Consider the following 19,004-nt stretch of genomic DNA (forward strand, 5'->3'; position numbering starts at 1 on the left):
TTCTTATAGTTTAAAATCTAAAAATCAAGCTCCAGCTTCTTTCCAGTTGGCCTTAGCATCCTTTAAAATACCAGCCAAAGTTTTCTTTTCGAGTTCTTTTTCCATTGCCATTTGAACGTCTTCTAGGCTCTGATCCAAAATCCCATGGATATTACGTCCTACTGGACACGCTGGATTAGGATTGTCATGAAAACTAAAGAGTTTGCCACTTGGACCGATGCTATCCACCGCACGATAAACCTGCAAAAGGTTAATCTCCTCTGGTGCTTTGGCTAATGTGGCTCCTCCACTTCCCCTTTGAACTGAAATCAAGTCTGCTTTCTTCAGTTGCGACAAGGTTTTGCGGATAATAACTGGATTAACCCCCACACTACCTGCCATTAAATCACTGGTTAGCTTAGTTTCATTTCCCTTATTTTGTGCTATAAGGGTCAAAATATGAACAGCAATGGTAAAGCGACTTGGTATTTGCATATCAGGACCTCTCATTCATCTTTTTCTTTTCAATTAATTATAACAAAACCAACGTTGTAAAACAAGGAGTTACAACAACTTAAAGAGTTAGTCTTACTCTAAAAAATAGAGCCATCGTAGACTCTATTCTTTTGTATTTGATAATAACTAACTAGACTAATAATACATAGTATTCTAGGTTATTGAGGTTCTAGATTGGTCTTTTGCTTCTTACGAACACCTTGTCCTTCGATATGTTGTTTGATTAGTTCCACTACTTCATCATTGGTTGGTAAATCCGAGTGTTGGGCATCTTCACCTGTAACAGTGATTTCAGTATAACTTTTTGCCTGATTCTGATAGATATATTTCCCAGCGGACACACTAGCATCGGGAACCAATTCGTCCGAATCATAGGTGATAGTTCCCGCTACCGAATAGACATGTAGGGTAGCCGGAATATTCTCCTTAGCAGCTATAAAGTCTGCTAGCATGACCGATTTATTTTTAATATTGGTTTCAGTGAAATTATAGGGCGTTCCGATAGTCATCAAAGAATTTATCTTGACATCGTAGTCGCTAAGATAATTTTCAATAAAAGCCGTATAAATCAAGCCACCATTTGAATGCCCCAACCCTTTAAAATTATTGAAATTGTATTTATTCTGCAAGGCTTCAAATGCCTGATTCATCATCTTGGTTTGTTTCTTGATATTGTTATAGCCATCTTTGTTATTCTCAAATCCAATAACAATGACTGGCTCGTTATCCTTATCCTTGATTTTACCCTCAAAGGTGATACGCCCATTGTTCCAAACCTTAACCTTGAGGAGGCTATGCTTGACACCAGGACAGTCTTGATTGAGTTTACGTACTAGGCCGTCGAATCTATTTTCCGTAGCGGAGCTCCCTGGAATCATGATAATGGGAGACAATTTTGAATTATAGAAAGTCTCTATTTCCTTGACATTTTTCCTAGTCCAACTATAGGATGGGACGGCTAGCCCAATGAGAAAGAAAGCAACAAGGATAAAGACCAACTTAGTTTTTTTATTTAGTTTCAATGCTCTCTCCTTCCTCTTTTAGACCGTGTTGTACTTTATTAGACAGACGCACAAATGGAATAAAGATAACAATGTCGACTGCAAAACAGAGCAGACTAACAGCAAGAGCTCGTAAACTACCCCCAGTTCCGATAAAGGCGAAAAGAAGACTTGGTGTACCATCTGGAACTGGATAAACCGCAGCTGGCATAAGATGAATAGCCAAGGCCACCGCAGCAATGCCCATATTGATTATAGGTGCCAGTAGGAAAGGAACCAGATAAACTAAATTAAGCAAGACTGGTATCCCCACCATAAATGGAGCCCCATTGTTAAAGAGACTAGGAAAGACACTTAGAAGACTCACCTTCTTATCCTTATAACTGGTTGATGCTAAAAGCAGAGCCACCAAGAGGGCTAGCCCTGAGCCAATGCCAGCAACCAAGCCATAACTATGATAAAGATTTGTTAGTGTGTAAAGGTGGGGAAGCCCAGTCGTCGTATGATGGGAAACAGCATAGGTCAAATTTTCCAAGGCAAAACTATCCTCGGCAATTGAATTTAGGGCAAAAGCCTGACTATTTCCAATCCAAGCAGAAAAAGTGTTCAAAAGTCCCATCATAAAGGTTGAGAACAGGTGATTATCAGTTACAGTAAAGGTAGAGGTAACCTGCCTAATCGTCAGAAAAACATTATCTTGCTCTCCAATCACAAAGAGAATGTTAAGTCCAATAGCTAAAATGAGTGACAAAAAAATGGGACGGACGGTCTTTGGTTGATAAATATAGTCCTTGTCCACAATCTGATCATCACTAGCTCTTGAAAAGCGAAAAATCTGGCCAACCAGATAGCCCACAAAGATAGCCAACATAATGTTGATTGATGCCGGTAAATTGATGCGAGTCAAAACACCATCGTTTAGCGGTGACAGCAACAGCTCCTGCGATCCTATAATTAAGCTAACCAAAAGGGATGTCACACCAGCTGTACCAGTACTTCTACCATAGTGACCAGCTGTGTATTTTCCTGCAAAGTAGGTTGATAAGGGCCCGGCTAAGCCACCAAGAAAGTTGGAAAGATTAATGAGCACCTGCCCAGTTATCTTAAAGGCCGGTAACCAGTCAGAAACTGAAAACAATTGGTTAATATAACCAAGCTCCGAAAAGACAGATAGTGAAATCACCCGAATAATTCCTGAAAATAGGAAAAAGGGAAAGAGCGAAACCAAGGTTTTCTGCGTAATTTGGACGAAGCCTCGCTCACGAAACCAGAGAAACCTCTGGACCAAATAGTTTGTCATAAAAGACTCCTAGTAAAAGGCAAAATAAACTTTACATTCAACGTTTTTCTTCATTATAACACAAAGATAGAGGCCTTACCTTAATCGTGGGTTAAAGCACACACTATCAGAATTTAGTCACCACCATTTTCATGATTTCTTGAAAAATTTAAGAAATATTTGAGAATTTCTTGATGTTTATTTAATGACTTTATACTACAATAAAGATGAAAAGAAAGCGGTATCAAATAAGCGAAAGGAGGCTTATCATGAAAAAGGTACTTGAGGTCAGACATCTGACTAAACGTTACGGCCAACACCTAGCACTCGACAATGTAAACCTGACCTTAGAAAAGGGTGAGGTCTATGGCCTTATCGGAAGAAACGGGGCAGGTAAGACAACACTGATTAAAGTCATCACTAAACTCATCCGCCCTAGCCAAGGCAGTGTTTCCCTCTTCCACTCTACCTCCAAATCAGAGTGGACTCACGCACTGAAACGTGTTGGTTCTGTGATTGAAACACCAGTTGCCCTGAATCATCTCAATGCACGTCAAAACCTACGTTACTACTGCAAGATTCATCACGTTCCAAATCCTGACAAGGTCATTGATGAGATCCTTGATACAGTTGGACTTGGACACACTGGCAAGAAAAAATTTCGTAGTTTCTCACTGGGTATGAAGCAACGTCTAGGTATCGCTATTGCACTGATTGCAAAACCAGACCTACTTATTTTAGATGAACCGATTAATGGTCTCGACCCAGTTGCTATCAAAGAATTCCGCCAAATGATTAAAAAATTAAGCGAAGAGCAAGGTATGACAGTTCTCATCTCTAGCCATATCTTGTCTGAACTCTATCAAGTTTCAACCCGCTTTGGCATTATTGATCACGGTCACATCATCCGTGAAATCACTAAGGACGAATTCGAACATCTCAGCGAAGACTATATCGTTCTTAAAACTAACCAATTAGCCCTGGCTAGTCGCATTCTCCAAGACCAACTCCATCAACACTTCAAAGTGGTTAACAGCGACAATGAAATTCATATTTTTGACAAATCCCATGTTATAAAGGCAATTGTCAAAGAGCTGGTTAAACAAGAAGTTGACATCGATGAAATTTACTACAAACGTCAAGACTTAGAAAACTACTTCACACAACTAGTAGATTCAGAAAGGAGGTAGAGCCATGTTACACACTATTCACGCCGATTTCTATCGACTCTTCCGTTCTAAAGGATTTTGGATTTCTGAAATTATCCTAGCCCTAAACATTATTTCTGGTGTCCTATTGGGAGGCACAGGGCATGTAGGCGTAGAAACTGGGGCAAAACAAGCCGTTAAAAGCGCCTCTTCGTGGACTGGTGTCGGATCACTGATTAATTACTCTAGTAGTATCTCCATGACAGTCCTCTTCACTTTAATTGTGGTCTCTATCATTTTGGGTGTTGATTTAGCACAAAAATTGTACAAGAATAATCTCACCTCTGGCATTTCACGGAGCGGGTTCTTCTTCGCCAAGGCAACCGTCATTGTAGCTATCACTTTAGGACAACTCCTCCTGTCTTACGGCCTTGCCTTTGTTCTAGGTACTCTTTGCCACGGTCTTGGAACTGTACCTGATCACTTTGTTAGAAACTTTGCCTTAACTTTCCTTCTCCAATTCTTGTGTAATCTAGCTTGGGTAAGTCTGACCACGGTTGCCCTCTACCTCACACATTCTATCGTGACAACCTTTGTGACTTACACCCTTGGTTTAGTAGCTTTAACCGTGCCAGCAGCAATCTTCCCTAAAGTAGAAATTTTGAAATACTTGTCACTCAACTTTAATTACGGCATGACTGCAGATAAAACTATCATTCAAAATACTGCAATCGTGGCAGTAGCATTTATCCTAGCATTCACAGCTTTGGGCTTGATTACCTTTGAAAAACAAGATTTATGAGAACAAAAATAACATCGTGCAAACTGTTCTAACCTAAAAAGTTGGCCAAATAATTTAAGTAAAGGATTTAGTTCTGTGTAGTACAGGGTTAAGTCCTTTTAATTTTACCTTTATTCGTTTGTTGTAATAATCAATATAGTCTAAAATAGATTGTTTCAGTTGGTTAAGCAACCGAAATGCCTTCTCATAACTGTAAAAAATTTCGAATGTCGTAAAGACAAAGAAAGATTCCATCATATCATTGTCTAGGCAGTTACTCTTACATGAGATGGACGGTTATAGCAATCTAGCCTCATTTATCAAAAAAACACTGGCATTCTCAGAAAAATTTATCAAGTACTATAACCTCTTTGAAGTATTTCAAATCGCCTACTAAAACTTCAATGATTATTTCAACAAATTACTATCTAAATTTTTCCAATCTTTGATTTTTTCATAAGCATCTTTTTTCAATTTTCCTAATGATATATTGATAAGTTCATCTTCTGATTTAAATATAATATCTCCATAAATAAGAGCATCAATCTTTTTATTCAGTTCACCTTCAGTCTCCGAAAATATAGATTTTAATAATTTTCTTTGCTCACGTCCGTACTCTTCTTCCCTATTAACCATTTCCTCAATATCAATACTATGAACTTGATACGCTTTGTCCAACTTCAAAACATCGTATATATCATTTTTAAAATTTTCTTTTTCTTCATCATCAATAGATTCACATATTAATTTAATTTTGTACCCTTCGTCTTTATCTTTTATTAGATCAAATTTTATATCAGAGTTATTCTCTTTTAAAAATGGATTATTTTTCAAGTCTTGTATATTTTTTATGTGATTACAAGTACTGCAACTAGGAATGAAATTATATAACGATACTGCAAACATTGGATACTTATCCTTACTATAAAAATGATCCATTTCAGCACCTAGAAAAGGCTCTCTATCATTAATATAGTTTCTATTACAATAAGGACAGACTAATAAGCCTTTATTATAGGGATTGATAAAATTTTTAACAATAAAAGTATTTATTTTTTCTTTTTTATTTTCTAACTCAATATCTTGAGTTAGATTATATAACCTTTTAAGTCTTTCAAAACTACCTGGATTCTTCTTATTTTGACCATTAATATATGTTTCCATGGTTTTAGGGTGGATTAAAATTAACTCACTTAGATAATCAACTAAATTAGTTATTTCCTCAGACTTTAACTCACAAATCAACTCTTTTATATTTCTGCTTCTCTCAGTTATTAACTTGTCAACAAACAATACAAAACCTTCATACCACTCTTCCTGTTTATAGTCGGAAAATTTTCCTTCTCTTACATTTTTTAATAAATGTTTGTTTTTTGTACCAATTATTTCTTTAATATAGTTTTCTATATCTTGTCCTTGTTTTTTTTTATATTCAGTAATCTTAAAATAATAATCCTCTTTAAAATAATGCTCTATAATCAATTTATCTATCAATGAGTCACTAGCGGTTCCGAAAGTACGTTTGAGATATCTTTTATATTCATTTTTAATAAAGTCTAGAATATATTTTTTCTTTTTTATATAGTCTAGAAGTTTCTTTCTCTCATTATTTAATTCACAAGTATCCCCTTTAATATTTCTCTCAGCTACAAACTTATCAACAATCAATACAAAACTCTTATACCAATCTTCCTCTTTATAGTTTGGAAATTCTCCTTCTCTCACTTTTTTTTGTAGGTGTTCGTTTTCTTTACCAACTATTTCTTCAATAACTTTTTTTAAATCTTGTTCTCGATTTTTTGCATAACCAATAATCTTAGAATAATAATCCTCTTTAGAATAATGCTCTATAATCAGGTTATTTATCAATAAGTCATTATCGGTTCCGAAAGTTTGTTTGAGATCACTTTTATATTCATCTTTAATAAAGTCTAGAATAGATTCCCTAATCGTTCTCTTTATATACTGGATAGTCATCAATTTGACGTAGGCATCGATAAACTCTCTTGGATAATTAGGAAGTTTTAAAGACATCATTTTCTTTCATTCCTTTCAAGTTCTTCAAGCTCTTGCTGAAGTTTATTAATCTGATTTTTGAGTTGATCAATCATACTGAGATCAGATCCTTCATCTATTTGGGGAAACGCTCTCTCAAATAACTCTTTAAGCTGGTTTGCAATAATAATATCACCAATAGAGTCAATTATCTTTTTGGCAGTTAGATTTCTTTTATTCTCTCCGAGTTCATAATATAAATTATCTTTATCTAGAGTTTTTTCACTAATCTCTGCACTCAGATATTCAACAGTATCTTCAATAGTTTTATAAGCATACTCACCCATCAACTTATTAAGAAAGAACGAACTCTTATATAAGGTATATATATTTTGGCCAAAGGTTTTTTCAAATTCTTGATTTATACTTACATCATTATTTTTTGTAAGGAAAATAACATTTTCTTTATAAATATCAGAAAGAAGGATAGGTGAATGACTAGTAATAATAAGTTGTAAGTGCTGGTTTTCAAATATTTTTTCAATGATAGGTAAAGCTGAATGAACCCATTTTCGTTGCCACTCTGGATGCAATCCTAAATCGACCTCATCCAACAACAACAGGAAATTATTCTTGTCAACCTCTGGATATCTTTTTCTCTGTAAAACTGTTTTCGCATAATTCAGATTACTGAAAGATCTTAATAGTCCTAGTTCACCAGAACTTAATCCTGTCCATTTTATTCGCAAAGAGTCAATAACTGCGGAGATGTCCACTTTTGAAATATTATCTATAATTATTGATAAAAGTTCAAAATCTGTACTAATTGCTCTTAATTTATACAACTGCTCTTCTATTTTTTGTAACAATTCTAGGTTTTTAATAGATGTTTTCCTTTCTAAATTATTCCATACCCTCTTAGGTGATAATATAAAATCGTCACATTCAGTCTTTTCAAAATAAGAATTATAACTCAATGTTTTAGCTATCATTGTACAAGGAGCTTCAAATATACGCCAAAAGTCTTGCCAAATATATTCTTTATTTCTATTATGAACCACATCAAAAAATAAATCTCTATAGTTAACAAGTCTATCAATTAGATTATCTAACTCTCGATTTCTTTCCCTCTCTATAATTATATCAGCATCAGTATCAATATACATAGCCATCTCATCTAATTGATTAAAAATACGTTCAATATCGCCTTTATATATATCCCTACTTTTATCTCTCTTTGTTAAAAATTCAATATATAAATGAAGAATATAAAAGAGATACCACATTCTTATCCAAGCCCGCCCTAAACCATACTTACTTAGTGACCCAGGTAAAGCTTCTCCTAATCGTCTCCTGTTAACATAAGTTGGTATGAGATAATTTACGCTAAAATTACTCTTCTTAACAGAAGACAAATGAAAATTCAAAAGTCTCTCAACATCGTCTAAGGTGTTTTCTGAGTAGTCTATTTCAATCATGTAATTAATCAATACCGAAAAATATTCTACCAACCTAGAATTAATAATTTTTTTTTCCTTCTCACTAATACTAAGACCCTGAACTTTATCTAAATAAATCAGTTGCTTACTTCTGGTGCCTACCCAATCACTTTCAAAACCTACTGTTACCCCCTTACGTGTATAATCAACAAATTTACTAACTTTATGCTTAAATTTCTCAACAAATCTTACTTGATTGATTGTTTCCCGTAAGTAATTATTTTTATTATTAGGTACCTCTCTATCCGTAACAGCTTGAAATTTATCAAGATTATATATATTCTCAAATCTAGAAGCATCAATTGCACCTTTAGGAATATAAATATTTCCATCAGAAAATTCCTCAGCATTTGAAAATTTTATAATATAAGGATGCTTGTAAAGGAATAGGCCTTCGTGAGGATCATCAATATAGAGATCTTTATCTAAACTTTGTAATGATATTCTACTTTCTCCTTCACTAAAGTATATATATATATTATTATACTGCTCGAAAATAAGATATATCTCTTTAGATCCACTTAATATTTGATTGATTATTGTTGTTTTTCCTGTTCCATTTTCACCAACTATAACAGAAATTTCTTTTATATTATTACTATATGGAATTTGAAATACAGCTTCCTTTTCTACACTAAAACAATACCTTCTCTTACTATCCTGTTTATGAACACCACTCTCTATAACTTTTTTTACTTTAAACTCTGGTAAAAAATTTAGTATTTTAAAATTATCATTTATATTTTCAATTAAGGCTATTAACCTATTATTATTTTCTTCCACCATCTGATTTGACCCTTTCTATATATCATTTTACAACACAAACGATTTCTCAGCATAATAAATCAATACTATCAAATCCACCTACTAATATATTAATAACTCCTTTCTTATATCATATGGAATTGTAGCCAACTTTATTTCTGATACATATATATGTATAATTGACTTTTTCCGAAAGAACAATAAAACCATGAATTTGAAGCTTTATTTTTCTAGTTACTACCGTTTAAATTAGATCTACTATTTCTCATCAAAAAACACACCTTAGTAAATAATAAAGATAATCAATTCCTCTTCTGAAAACAACAGTGAGAGTTTTTGAAACAAAGTAAGTAGCTATTTATTCCTTTGTACTGACACCAAAACGTTAGACAACTAACTTAAGTAAAGGATTTATTCCTATACTGTACATGACTAAATCCTTATCGTTCTATTCGTTTGTTGTTGTAATAATCAATATTGTCTACAATAGCTTGTTCCAAGGTAGTGTGAAATAAGGATGACTATATCCCCATCTTAACAATTCAAAACCTTTTAATTCATAATCTCACTGTTAAATAGAACCATTCATTCTCATAGGCCAGATGCAACTCACCCGATAAGACTTGGACTAAGTGTTCGGTGATATAAAGTCCAAGTCCAGAGGAATCCTCGGTGTCTGACAGGTTTTCAGAATAAAAGCGGGTCGTTAGTTGGTCCAGATGCTGTATCGGCTGTTGGACCATATTACTAACTGACAAATAAATGCCATCGTCCTTTTTCTGCAATGTCAGTTGAGCTTGAATCTTACCATGTTTTAGAACGTTACTGATAATATTCTGAAATAGACGTTCAAAAATATCAGCATCCATTTCGCATTGGATATCAGGGGTTACTTGAATATCTAGTGTAATCCCTGTCTCCTGAAACATGTCATAGTAAGGCAGGATAGACTTAACCACAAGTTGAGAAAAGTCCACATCTTGAAATTGTGGTTGGATGGCCCCCTCTGTTAATCGTCGATATTCCAACAAGGCTTCCAAACGCTTTGAAACAGTCAGTAGATTTTTAGAAATCTTCTCCATAGCCACGTCATCTTCACTACTACTTCGAAGACTTTGCTGAGCATAGCCGCTCGCTACTGTCAGTGGTGTTCGTATATCATGGGCAATATTACTGATAGCCATATCCATGGTTTTCTTTTCTTGGAGAGCGACAAGGTTAGTCTTTTCAATTTGGGTAAAAAGAGACTCAATCCGATTCGTTAGGATAACCAATGATTTTGGCTGGTTTTTCAGAGTAATTCGTCGATGGCTTTCTTCAACTAGCTTTTCTTCAATCTGCTTTGAGAGAGATTTTACAGCCAAATAGTAACGAACTAGACAGGTAGTCGCTCCCAGAAGAAGTCCTATCAATACAATAAGCAGTCCTTCCATCAGTCTTCTCCTTTAAGTCGCACACCTAAGCCCCAAATCGTTTCGATATACTCCGTACCCGCATCCACTTGGGCTAGTTTCTTACGTAGATTACTCAACTGTGCATTCAATGTATTATCACCTGATAGATAAGGGGCTTCCCAAACCGTCTCATAAAGGTCCTCTTTAGTAAAAATTTTCTTTGGATTTTGAAGGAGTGTGTGGAAAATTTGAAACTCTTTCTTACCTAAACGAATGACTTTTCCCTGACAGGAGACTTCAAAACTGTCTGGGTTTATCGTGATATTTTTGACTTGATAGATGTTATCAGGCTTACTACTTCCCTTGCTGTGTTCACGTAGTTGAACCGAGACACGCGCATAAACTTCTTCAAGATCAAAGGGCTTAACGATATAATCATTTGCACCATCAAGTAAGTACTGACTAATCAAGTGCTTGTCACCCAAGGCTGTCAGCATAATGACAGGAACAGAGCTTCTTTGCCTGATAAACTTAAGCACTTCTTCGCCACCCTTACCCGGTAACATGATATCTAGGAGAACCAAATCAATCTCTTGACTTTGAAACAAAAGCTCTCCTTCGGTTCCAGAGTAGGCTTGGATAATATCATGTTCTTCAGAAAACAAGTTAAAAAGAATATTCTGGATATCCTCATTGTCTTCAATCTGTAAAATACGTGCCATGTCTTAATCCTCCAATGATACTACCGATTGTATACGCTCACTTTTTCTTTCATCTTAACAAAAAGCCAAATTAATGACAAGGTGCATTATGAGTTATTGATAGCATAAAAGGAAAAATAAAAACCGCAAGCCTCCACTTCCGAGACTTACGGTCAATTATTTATTAAGCAAAAGTCGTCACATCAGAAGCATTCAAACGAACAGACTCAAAGCCTTCTTCATTGGCTTTCCCAAGAGCAATGAGCAAAACTGGTACATGACGGTCTTCATCAAGTCCAAAGGCTTTGGCAAGCCCATCTTTTTTATAACCACCGATGGCGTTGGTATCATAACCATAAGAACGAGCAACCAACATCAACTGCATAGCAGCAAGGCTAGCATCAATGTGGACAATTTCATTCATCATTTCTCGAGGAGCATTTTCATACATTGGCACAATGCTTGACAGTTGTTTTTCTTTGACTTCTTCAGGCATTTTTCCTTGAGCAACAGCCTTACCGTAGATATCTTCAGCTCTTTCTTGGCTCTTCAAATCGGCAAAAATAAGGACCATGGCTGATGATGTTTCATTTTGCACACCATTGTAGCTGACGAAAGGTGTCAATTTTTCCTTGCCTTCCTCACTATCAACGACAACAAAACGCCAAGGTTGCATGTTGACTGATGATGGTGCTGTGACAGTTTTATCTAGGATTTCCAACAGTTCTTCTCGCGGAATCTTAATAGATGGATCAAAGTTACGAATGGAACGACGGTTATAAACGATATCTGAAAAATCATTGCTTACTACAGGCATCTTATGTCTCCTTTTTTTGATTAAATGAAAATAATATAATCAAAATTATAACACAAGACAATTGTTATCAAAAATATTTGCTACAGACGACTAAAGATTAGTTTCCTTGAGCCCTAGCCGTTTCACTTCAGATGAATAGTAAACCATGATGATAATAAGACTGAGTGTGATTAGCCAGATTGACTTAAGATGCACAAAATGCATCAGAACGGCTGAGACGATAGCGCCAACGACAAAGCTCCCTACGATAAAGCTATAATTGACAGCCTGACGACGATATTCTCTCTGATCACCACTTCCCTGAATGGCATAATAGATGGCCGTTAACATCCTTCGATAATTTCCTGAGGTCATAAATATCACGAAGGGATGATTCTCAATCTGACTGCCAGTAAAAGTCTTCATCATGATACCTGCAGAAAAAGCGATAATCGGGAGCTCAATCAAGGCATTTGAAGGTAGAAAAGGCAGGATAGCTGTCATCACGCAAAGTGGAAGAAGACCATAAACACGCCAGTAGGCATTCTTACGATGATCTTTAAACCACATGCCAAAAAGAAAACCTAAGGAAAAGAAAAGGATGGAAAAGCATCGTAACATGTTATGGTACATGCTACTGTTCTGCCAGTCAGCGACCAAGAGAAGGATATTCCCAGTCTGTGTAGCAACCAAACTATGATAGTACATATGACAAAAGACATCCAAAGCCCCTCCCGAGAAACTCAACAAATTAGCCATCAGACGCGTATTTTGAGGAAGAAGGTTCCGCGATTCCATAGCATAACTTCCCTTCTAATAGTAATTGATATGATAGCCTTATTATAGCAAATTCGGGCACACACAGTATAAAAAAGCAACCCTAACGAGTTGCTTCTATCCTATTAAAAATTAACGGAACCTAGGATATTCTATGTCTTGATACTAATAGATATCACGTCTATGACCGACTTCGAGGGCAAGTATGATTAGTTCATTGTCCTGAATATTGACAATAACACGATAGGCACCAATACGATAACGCCATTGTCCAGTGCGATTGGCAACTAAGGCCTTACCCTTGGCTCTTGGATTATCTGTGACACGATTGAGATAAGCCTTAATTTGTTTCCTAACAAAAGGATCCAACTTTTTAAAACTTTTGGCAAATTTAGGGGTGGGTACTATCTTATAGGTCATCCCAATTTAGCACCTCCCCACCATTTTCAAGATAGTCTTCATATTCTGCCAAAGCCAAATCGGCTACTCTAGCGTCATATTCATCCTCAATGGCTTCTAAAGTTTTGGTACGAATTAATTCTGACAAGGATACGCCTTCGAATTTCGCAATGGCCTGCATGAACTTCTTATCTGCCTCTGAAACCTTCAATGTAATTGTTGTCATATCCTTAACCTCGTTCTCTTTTGTAACACCATTGTATTACCACTCCTCTTTTTTGTCAATTTTGATAATAGGTTCATACTTTTATTCGTAAAACAATAGAAAAAGCAACCCTTACGAGTTACTTGCAGTCCTATTAAAAATTAACTGTATCAGGATCATCCTGAGTTTTAATGCCTTGAATCTTATCCAATACTGCCATATCTTCCTCTGACAAATCAAAGTCAAAGATATCCAAGTTGGCTTCGATATTTTTTGGTGTCACTGACTTAGGTAGTGGCAAGAAACCTTTTTGAAGGCTCCAACGTAGGGCAACTTGAGCAACTGATTTTCCGTTACGTTCAGCCACTGCTTCTACATCTTCATTTCCAAAAATGCTACCAGTACCTAGTGGGCTATAGGCTTCAAGAAGAATGTCACGCTCTTGGCAATAGGCAACCAAATCTTCTTGGGCACAACCTGGAGCCAAAAGAATTTGATTGACATGTGGCACAATTTCAGCCGTTTCAAGGAGAGCATCAAGGTGATGCTGCATAAAGTTAGACACACCGATAGCACGCACCTTACCATCTTTGTAGGCTTCTTCCATTGCCTTCCAAGCACCTTCATTGCCAACTTTCCAAGCATCATTCTCACGAAGAGCCTTTGGATTAGGCCAGTGGATGAGCAAAAGATCCAAATAATCCACACCTAGTCTTTCAAGAGACTCGTCGATAGAGGCCTTAGCCAAATCGTAATCGTGCTTGTCATTCCAGAGTTTAGTCGTTAGGAAAATATCCTCACGCGCCACAACACTATCTGCAATCGCCTTACCTACAGAAACCTCGTTACCGTAGATTTGCGCCGTATCAATGTGTGTGTAACCCGCCTTAAGTGCGAAACTAACGCTGTTATAAGCTTCTTCCCCTTCTGGAATCTGCCAAGTCCCAAAACCAATTTTAGGAATCGTAACGCCATTTGAAAGTGTATATGTTTCCATCCTGTTCTCCTTTTCAAGTTGTAACAGAATTATCTTAAAGGATATAAGATAAAATTGCAAAGATTTGCTATGGCTTGTTTGATGAATAGTTCCTTACTTCTTTTTCCGCTTCTTTTTAAAGACAACACCATTTTCTTTAAGGATTTCCAAGCTCACCTTTCCAACTCCTCTAATCCCTGCTACTTCCTCTTCCGTTTTCTTTTTAAAATCTTTAAATTCTATTAAGCCATGTTGACGAAGTATACGCTCCACACTTATTGAAAGACCTTGGAGGGCTTTGCTTGGTTCTATACTTTTTTCCAATTCTCTAATTAGTTTGTGCAATTCTGGTTTTTTCTTTTTCGCAACATGTCTTTGTGGACGTTTTGCACGATATTTTTCGATTAACCAAGTAAAATAATATTCTGACTGGGACAGATCAACGACTTGATTAAAAACCATCAAAAGACTTTGCATACTATTGGCTTCAAATAAGATAGGGTTGACTTTAAGCGTTTCGGCAACTAGACGCTCTTCATCACCTTGTTCAATCATTTTTAAATAATTTTCGAACTCTGGATTTTTTGCATAGAGAAGATCAAAATAGAAATCCGCATCCTCAATATGTCCCGTCATTAGAGAGACCGTCATCATTGGTACTATCATCAAATCTTCTTCGTGATATTCCATTTGCTCACATTCGAAAAAGTTTTTAGCCTTATCATAGTCCTCCAGATTACAATAGGTAGCCATCAATTCGTAACGGACTCCCATGTGATCTTGAACATCTATCTCTAGAATCTCTTCAAATTCCTTAATAGCAAACCGCTTCATACTGTTGCTTAAATAAAATTTAGCAAGATTATACTTCAAAGACAAATAAGGACGCTCGTCAAGATTAGCCCAGCCCATTCTTGGACCTTGCTCCCACTTGGACCTTTGCTCTTTTTCTAAAGCAATTAGGCCTTTTAGATGTTCAAGTGGAATTTGAAAAGTTAAGAGCATCTGCTTAGCATCAAGATTTTCAGGATCTAGTTTTAAAGCTTCTGTCAAAAATTCCTGACTTCTCGAAGGATCGTCCTCATAATAATGATAAGCCTCTTCAATAAGTTTCCAGGCTCTCTCCTGCTTTGAATCAGGGGAAGTAATCTCATCAAAAAGCCCTTGGTTGTATTGTCTTGCAAAATCTTCAAGAGCCATGTCCACACTGAGATACTCTGTAATATGTTCTTCTAAGAATGCTTCTGCTTTTTTTGTGAAGTCTTCAAAAGATGATGTCATCAATCTTCTCCAATCTATGTTTATTTCTCTAACTACTATTGTATACGTTTTCATAGAACATTACTATATTCTAAGTGAAATCAACAACCTCTTAAATTTTTATTGACAAAAATAGTCGCCAATCACAATACAGATAAGAATCCATAGAGTCTTATTTTGGGACATCTAAACTCAAAGTTGTACACTTATATTAGATAGAGTGCCATTGGACGATTAACATCAAGGCATAATCTTCAAGTTTCATTTAAAGCTACAAAAAATCATTAACTCCTTGGGAGTGGTTTAGTCCCTTCTCTATATCAATAACTTTAACTCACTTTTTCATAATTTTACTTGACCACTCCCATTTTTAAGGGAATTGAAAACTGAGTTATATTTTAAAAGGAAACAGAGGTCTGTTTCCTTTTTTCTTACTTCAAACCATGACAAAAGGAAACCCTTTCGAGTTTCCTTTATCAAATATATCGTTGGAGTCAAAGTCCAATAATACTTTAGTTGAGTGGTTCAATCATGAAGCTCAATTGATAGCTATCTGCTGAGCTAACCAAGAATTCGTCATGAACTGGAGCACCCCATGAGTCGTCACCACCGACACCCATTTGAGCAGCAAGAACTTTAATCCATGTAGCATCAGATTGTTGCAATTCATATTGATGACGAGCATTTTCAATTTGTTCAGTACTGTTACGCAAAGCACTGAATTCGAATGCCTTATTAAGTGCGGTGAATTTAAGACCATTATGGTTATCATCAGATACTGTAAATTCACGAGTACCATAGTGATTACCAGATTCTTGTGGCATTAGATATGGAGCAAATGTCTTTTCAACAGAAGTTTCATAGCGACCAAGATAGGCACCAGGAAGTTTATCAAGGTAACTTTCTTCTGCACCATATCCATAATAGCTAAGGTTTGTAAATTGTGAACCAATCGCAAATTCTAGACCAAATTCAGGGAAGTTTGGCAAACCTGCTTTACCATCATAGTTTGCAGTAACAAAGATTCGACCCTTGTAATCAACTTGATAAGTCACCTTAACTTCGACATCAGACAAGCCAGGCAATTCATGAACATAAGTCACTTTAACAGAGTCATCTTCAATTTGAATTTGAGTATCTGTAACCTTACTATAGTTTCCAGCAACTTTCCAGCCTGCCATTTCGAATGGATATCCAGCACCACGATCGTTGTCAGTGTAAGCACGAGTAAAGTTAAGTTTAGGACCTTTCTCAATGAATTCAACACCATTATACTTAGCAGATACTAGCGTATTTTGTGCACGTGAAAGCAAGATAGAGAAGTTTTGTCCGTGGATTCCGATGTTGAAGTCGCCTTCAACAACATTCAAAGGTGCTTTAACTGGTGTTTCAGTGCTAATCTTTTCAGCAACATATTGACCACGAACAATTTCATGTCCTTTTGGAGCCCATTCAGTTGCTTCATTCTGAACACAAGCAACTTCATAAATTCGTTCAGCATTTGAAGCTCCAACAGCGAATTCTACTGGGAATGTTGCTTCTTCACCTGGTTTAACATCAAAGTGATATTCACTTTCGCTAACTTTTCTACCATCTTCGTAAACTCTAGCTAGGAAAGTATAAGCAGAAAGATCTTCAAAGACATTATCATTCTTGATAGTTACTGATTTTTCATCAACAGCAATCTTAATATTAGAGTAAAGATGTTTAACTGTTTGAAGTTTTGGAGTTAGGGTACGATCTGCGAAGACAATACCATTTCCACAAAATTCGTAGTCAGAAGGTCTATCATGCCAGTCACCACCATATGATAGGAATTCGCTACCATTTGGAAGTGGTTTGTAAATAGCTTGGTCAATGAAGTCCCAAATAAATCCACCTTGGTATTCTGGATATTTCTCTAAGTCAGTGTAGAGTTTCAATCCACCACCAGAATTACCCATTGTGTGCATGTATTCACATGAAATATAAGGTTTTTGAGGATTGTTAGTGAGGTATTCTTCAATATCAGCTGGTTTCGCATACATACGACTTTCGATGTCTGTAATGTAATCAAATTCACGACACCATGTAACACCTTCATAGTGAACTGGACGAGTATTGTCAACACTACGGAAGTAATCAGCCATGTCAGCAATATCTTTACCAGCATATGATTCATTACCACAAGACCAAATGATAACACTAGCATGGTTCTTATCACGTTGGAACATGTTATTGGCACGATCCAAACAAGCAGGCAACCATTCTGGTTCACTAGCTGGGATATTCCATGAAGGTTCGCTTAGACCAAGTTTTTGCCATGTACCGTGTGTTTCAAGGTTGGCTTCATCGATAACATAAAGTCCATATTCATCACACAATTCATACCAACGTGTTTGGTTAGGATAGTGAGAAGTACGAACAGCATTGATGTTATGTTGTTTCATCACTTTGATATCCCAAAGCATATCTTCTTCAGTGATACAACGTCCTGTTCTAGCGTTAAATTCGTGTCTGTTAACCCCTTTAAAGACAATTCTCTTACCATTCAAAAGCATGAGTGTATCTTTAATTTCAAAGTGTCTAAATCCAACTTTAACTGGAACGACTTCAACAACTTGGTCATCATCCAAAACATGAAGGGTCAAATTGTAAAGTTTAGGACTTTCAGCACTCCAAGGTTTGATTTTCAGATTTTCAAGACTTACAGATAGTTCACCGTCACCATTAACAGATGCATCACCTTCTGTAACGATGCCTTCATAATCTGAAAGAACATATTTAATTTTCTTATCTTCGTAATCACCAACAGTCTTCAAATCAATATCCAATTGACCTGCTTTTGTTTGGTAATCATAATCTCCCTTAACAAAGAGATCTTGAACGTGAACTTTTGGAATAGCATACAAGTAAACATCTCTGAAAATACCGTAAAGTCTCCAGAAGTCTTGGTCTTCCAACCAGCTTGCTGTAGAGTAACGATAAACAGCTACCGCCAACTTGTTATCACCTTCAACAAGGTAATCACTGATTTCAAATTCACTAGGTGTAAATGAATCTTCACTGTATCCTACGAAGTTACCATTGACCCATACAAAGATGGAAGTGGCAACCCCTTGGAATGAGATAAATACTTTTTTATTTTTTAATGCATCATTCAAGGTAAAATGTTTAACGTATGATGCAACAGCATTTGATTCTTGAGGAACTTGAGGTGGACGAAGGAATTCTTTACCATCCCAAGGATATTGGGTATTCACATATTGTGGAGAACCAAAACCTTGAAGCTCTAAATGACCTGGTACATTGATGAAATTCAAATCCGTTTCATCAAATTCTGTTTTATAAAAGTCTTTTAAAACCTGATTTGTATTCTGAGCATAGTGAATTTTCCATTTTCCATTAAGAGATTGTCTTAACTTCATCTCCCCTTCAGAAAATTCTGTAAGAGATTCAAAAAACTTATGATCTGAGTGAGCGTCAACAGTATTAACGCTAACAATCTTTGGATCGTTTAAGTAAGTTTGAATTTTTTCAGTCGTGTTCATAGA

At 36.1% G+C, this 19,004-nt stretch carries 16 protein-coding genes and 1 pseudogene; 2 read left to right on the forward strand and 15 right to left on the reverse strand.

Annotated elements, in window-relative coordinates:
• Positions 1-24 precede the first annotated feature (24 nt).
• The 3 genes from PCY16_RS08895 to PCY16_RS08905 all read right to left on the reverse strand — a co-directional run bounded on the left by PCY16_RS08895 (position 25) and on the right by PCY16_RS08905 (position 2,796).
• On the reverse strand, positions 25-474 hold the full coding sequence (locus PCY16_RS08895; protein WP_049553619.1) for an Rrf2 family transcriptional regulator: 450 nt from the start codon (positions 472-474) through the stop codon (positions 25-27).
• A 179-nt stretch (positions 475-653) separates the two neighbouring features.
• Positions 654-1,517, reverse strand: coding sequence for an alpha/beta hydrolase (locus PCY16_RS08900; RefSeq protein ID WP_195413945.1), 864 nt, complete (start codon positions 1,515-1,517; stop codon positions 654-656).
• Positions 1,504-2,796, reverse strand: coding sequence for a PTS sugar transporter subunit IIC (locus PCY16_RS08905; RefSeq protein ID WP_048675316.1), 1,293 nt, complete (start codon positions 2,794-2,796; stop codon positions 1,504-1,506). Before PCY16_RS08905 ends, PCY16_RS08900 begins: the two co-directional genes overlap by 14 nt.
• Positions 2,797-3,044: 248 nt before the next feature.
• Between PCY16_RS08905 and PCY16_RS08910 the strand changes: the two genes are divergently transcribed.
• Together PCY16_RS08910 and PCY16_RS08915 are read left to right on the forward strand one after the other, a co-directional pair.
• Positions 3,045-3,965 (forward strand): ABC transporter ATP-binding protein, encoded by a 921-nt coding sequence (locus tag PCY16_RS08910; protein ID WP_021151675.1) that lies wholly within the window; start codon positions 3,045-3,047, stop codon positions 3,963-3,965.
• A 4-nt stretch (positions 3,966-3,969) separates the two neighbouring features.
• A complete protein-coding gene (locus tag PCY16_RS08915; RefSeq protein WP_195413946.1) occupies positions 3,970-4,725 on the forward strand; it encodes a hypothetical protein in 756 nt (251 codons plus the stop codon).
• Between the two features lie 54 nt (positions 4,726-4,779).
• Here the strand turns inward: PCY16_RS08915 and PCY16_RS08920 are convergent.
• From PCY16_RS08920 to PCY16_RS08975, 12 genes and pseudogenes are all read right to left on the reverse strand, one after another.
• Positions 4,780-5,019, reverse strand: a pseudogene (locus PCY16_RS08920) (IS3 family transposase); the annotation flags it as partial.
• A 93-nt stretch (positions 5,020-5,112) separates the two neighbouring features.
• Complete coding sequence (locus tag PCY16_RS08925; RefSeq protein WP_060971974.1) at positions 5,113-6,741, reverse strand: hypothetical protein; 1,629 nt, start codon at positions 6,739-6,741, stop codon at positions 5,113-5,115.
• Entirely contained in the window at positions 6,738-8,984 is a 2,247-nt protein-coding gene (locus PCY16_RS08930) for an AAA family ATPase (protein WP_060971975.1), read from the reverse strand. The genes PCY16_RS08925 and PCY16_RS08930 overlap by 4 nt, the downstream gene beginning before the upstream one ends.
• A 536-nt stretch (positions 8,985-9,520) precedes the next feature.
• Entirely contained in the window at positions 9,521-10,396 is an 876-nt protein-coding gene (locus PCY16_RS08935; RefSeq protein WP_195413949.1) for a sensor histidine kinase KdpD, read from the reverse strand.
• Positions 10,396-11,079, reverse strand: a complete 684-nt coding sequence (locus tag PCY16_RS08940; protein ID WP_014632931.1) for a response regulator transcription factor — start codon at positions 11,077-11,079, stop codon at positions 10,396-10,398. The genes PCY16_RS08935 and PCY16_RS08940 overlap by 1 nt, the downstream gene beginning before the upstream one ends.
• Before the next feature lie 163 nt (positions 11,080-11,242).
• Entirely contained in the window at positions 11,243-11,875 is a 633-nt protein-coding gene (locus PCY16_RS08945) for a nitroreductase family protein (protein WP_195413950.1), read from the reverse strand.
• Positions 11,876-11,965: 90 nt separating this feature from the next.
• Positions 11,966-12,652 carry a YoaK family protein gene (locus tag PCY16_RS08950; RefSeq protein WP_060971979.1) on the reverse strand — a complete coding sequence of 229 codons (687 nt, stop codon included), beginning with the start codon at positions 12,650-12,652 and terminating at the stop codon, positions 11,966-11,968.
• Between the two features lie 144 nt (positions 12,653-12,796).
• On the reverse strand, positions 12,797-13,051 hold the full coding sequence (locus tag PCY16_RS08955; RefSeq protein ID WP_060971980.1) for a type II toxin-antitoxin system RelE/ParE family toxin: 255 nt from the start codon (positions 13,049-13,051) through the stop codon (positions 12,797-12,799).
• Complete coding sequence (relB, locus tag PCY16_RS08960) at positions 13,041-13,256, reverse strand: type II toxin-antitoxin system RelB family antitoxin (RefSeq protein ID WP_014632927.1); 216 nt, start codon at positions 13,254-13,256, stop codon at positions 13,041-13,043. Before relB ends, PCY16_RS08955 begins: the two co-directional genes overlap by 11 nt.
• Positions 13,257-13,389: 133 nt before the next feature.
• Positions 13,390-14,232, reverse strand: a complete 843-nt coding sequence (locus PCY16_RS08965; RefSeq protein ID WP_060971981.1) for an aldo/keto reductase — start codon at positions 14,230-14,232, stop codon at positions 13,390-13,392.
• A gap of 93 nt (positions 14,233-14,325) precedes the next feature.
• On the reverse strand, positions 14,326-15,492 hold the full coding sequence (locus tag PCY16_RS08970; RefSeq protein WP_229056662.1) for a hypothetical protein: 1,167 nt from the start codon (positions 15,490-15,492) through the stop codon (positions 14,326-14,328).
• A 491-nt stretch (positions 15,493-15,983) separates the two neighbouring features.
• A complete protein-coding gene (locus tag PCY16_RS08975; protein ID WP_301354534.1) occupies positions 15,984-19,001 on the reverse strand; it encodes a glycoside hydrolase family 2 TIM barrel-domain containing protein in 3,018 nt (1,005 codons plus the stop codon).
• Positions 19,002-19,004 lie beyond the last annotated feature (3 nt).

This window comes from Streptococcus sp. SS4, from assembly GCF_030440125.1.
GTDB lineage: Bacteria > Bacillota > Bacilli > Lactobacillales > Streptococcaceae > Streptococcus.

Coding starts and splice junctions, on each gene's coding strand:
- PCY16_RS08895 (WP_049553619.1), bottom strand. CDS start 474: ATGCAAATACCAAGTCGCTTTACCATTGCTGTTCATATTTTGACCCTT.
- PCY16_RS08905 (WP_048675316.1), bottom strand. CDS start 2,796: ATGACAAACTATTTGGTCCAGAGGTTTCTCTGGTTTCGTGAGCGAGGC.
- PCY16_RS08910 (WP_021151675.1), top strand. CDS start 3,045: ATGAAAAAGGTACTTGAGGTCAGACATCTGACTAAACGTTACGGCCAA.
- PCY16_RS08915 (WP_195413946.1), top strand. CDS start 3,970: ATGTTACACACTATTCACGCCGATTTCTATCGACTCTTCCGTTCTAAA.
- PCY16_RS08925 (WP_060971974.1), bottom strand. CDS start 6,741: ATGATGTCTTTAAAACTTCCTAATTATCCAAGAGAGTTTATCGATGCC.
- PCY16_RS08930 (WP_060971975.1), bottom strand. CDS start 8,984: ATGGTGGAAGAAAATAATAATAGGTTAATAGCCTTAATTGAAAATATA.
- PCY16_RS08935 (WP_195413949.1), bottom strand. CDS start 10,396: ATGGAAGGACTGCTTATTGTATTGATAGGACTTCTTCTGGGAGCGACT.
- PCY16_RS08940 (WP_014632931.1), bottom strand. CDS start 11,079: ATGGCACGTATTTTACAGATTGAAGACAATGAGGATATCCAGAATATT.
- PCY16_RS08945 (WP_195413950.1), bottom strand. CDS start 11,875: ATGCCTGTAGTAAGCAATGATTTTTCAGATATCGTTTATAACCGTCGT.
- PCY16_RS08950 (WP_060971979.1), bottom strand. CDS start 12,652: ATGGAATCGCGGAACCTTCTTCCTCAAAATACGCGTCTGATGGCTAAT.
- PCY16_RS08955 (WP_060971980.1), bottom strand. CDS start 13,051: ATGACCTATAAGATAGTACCCACCCCTAAATTTGCCAAAAGTTTTAAA.
- relB (WP_014632927.1), bottom strand. CDS start 13,256: ATGACAACAATTACATTGAAGGTTTCAGAGGCAGATAAGAAGTTCATG.
- PCY16_RS08965 (WP_060971981.1), bottom strand. CDS start 14,232: ATGGAAACATATACACTTTCAAATGGCGTTACGATTCCTAAAATTGGT.
- PCY16_RS08970 (WP_229056662.1), bottom strand. CDS start 15,492: ATGACATCATCTTTTGAAGACTTCACAAAAAAAGCAGAAGCATTCTTA.
- PCY16_RS08975 (WP_301354534.1), bottom strand. CDS start 19,001: ATGAACACGACTGAAAAAATTCAAACTTACTTAAACGATCCAAAGATT.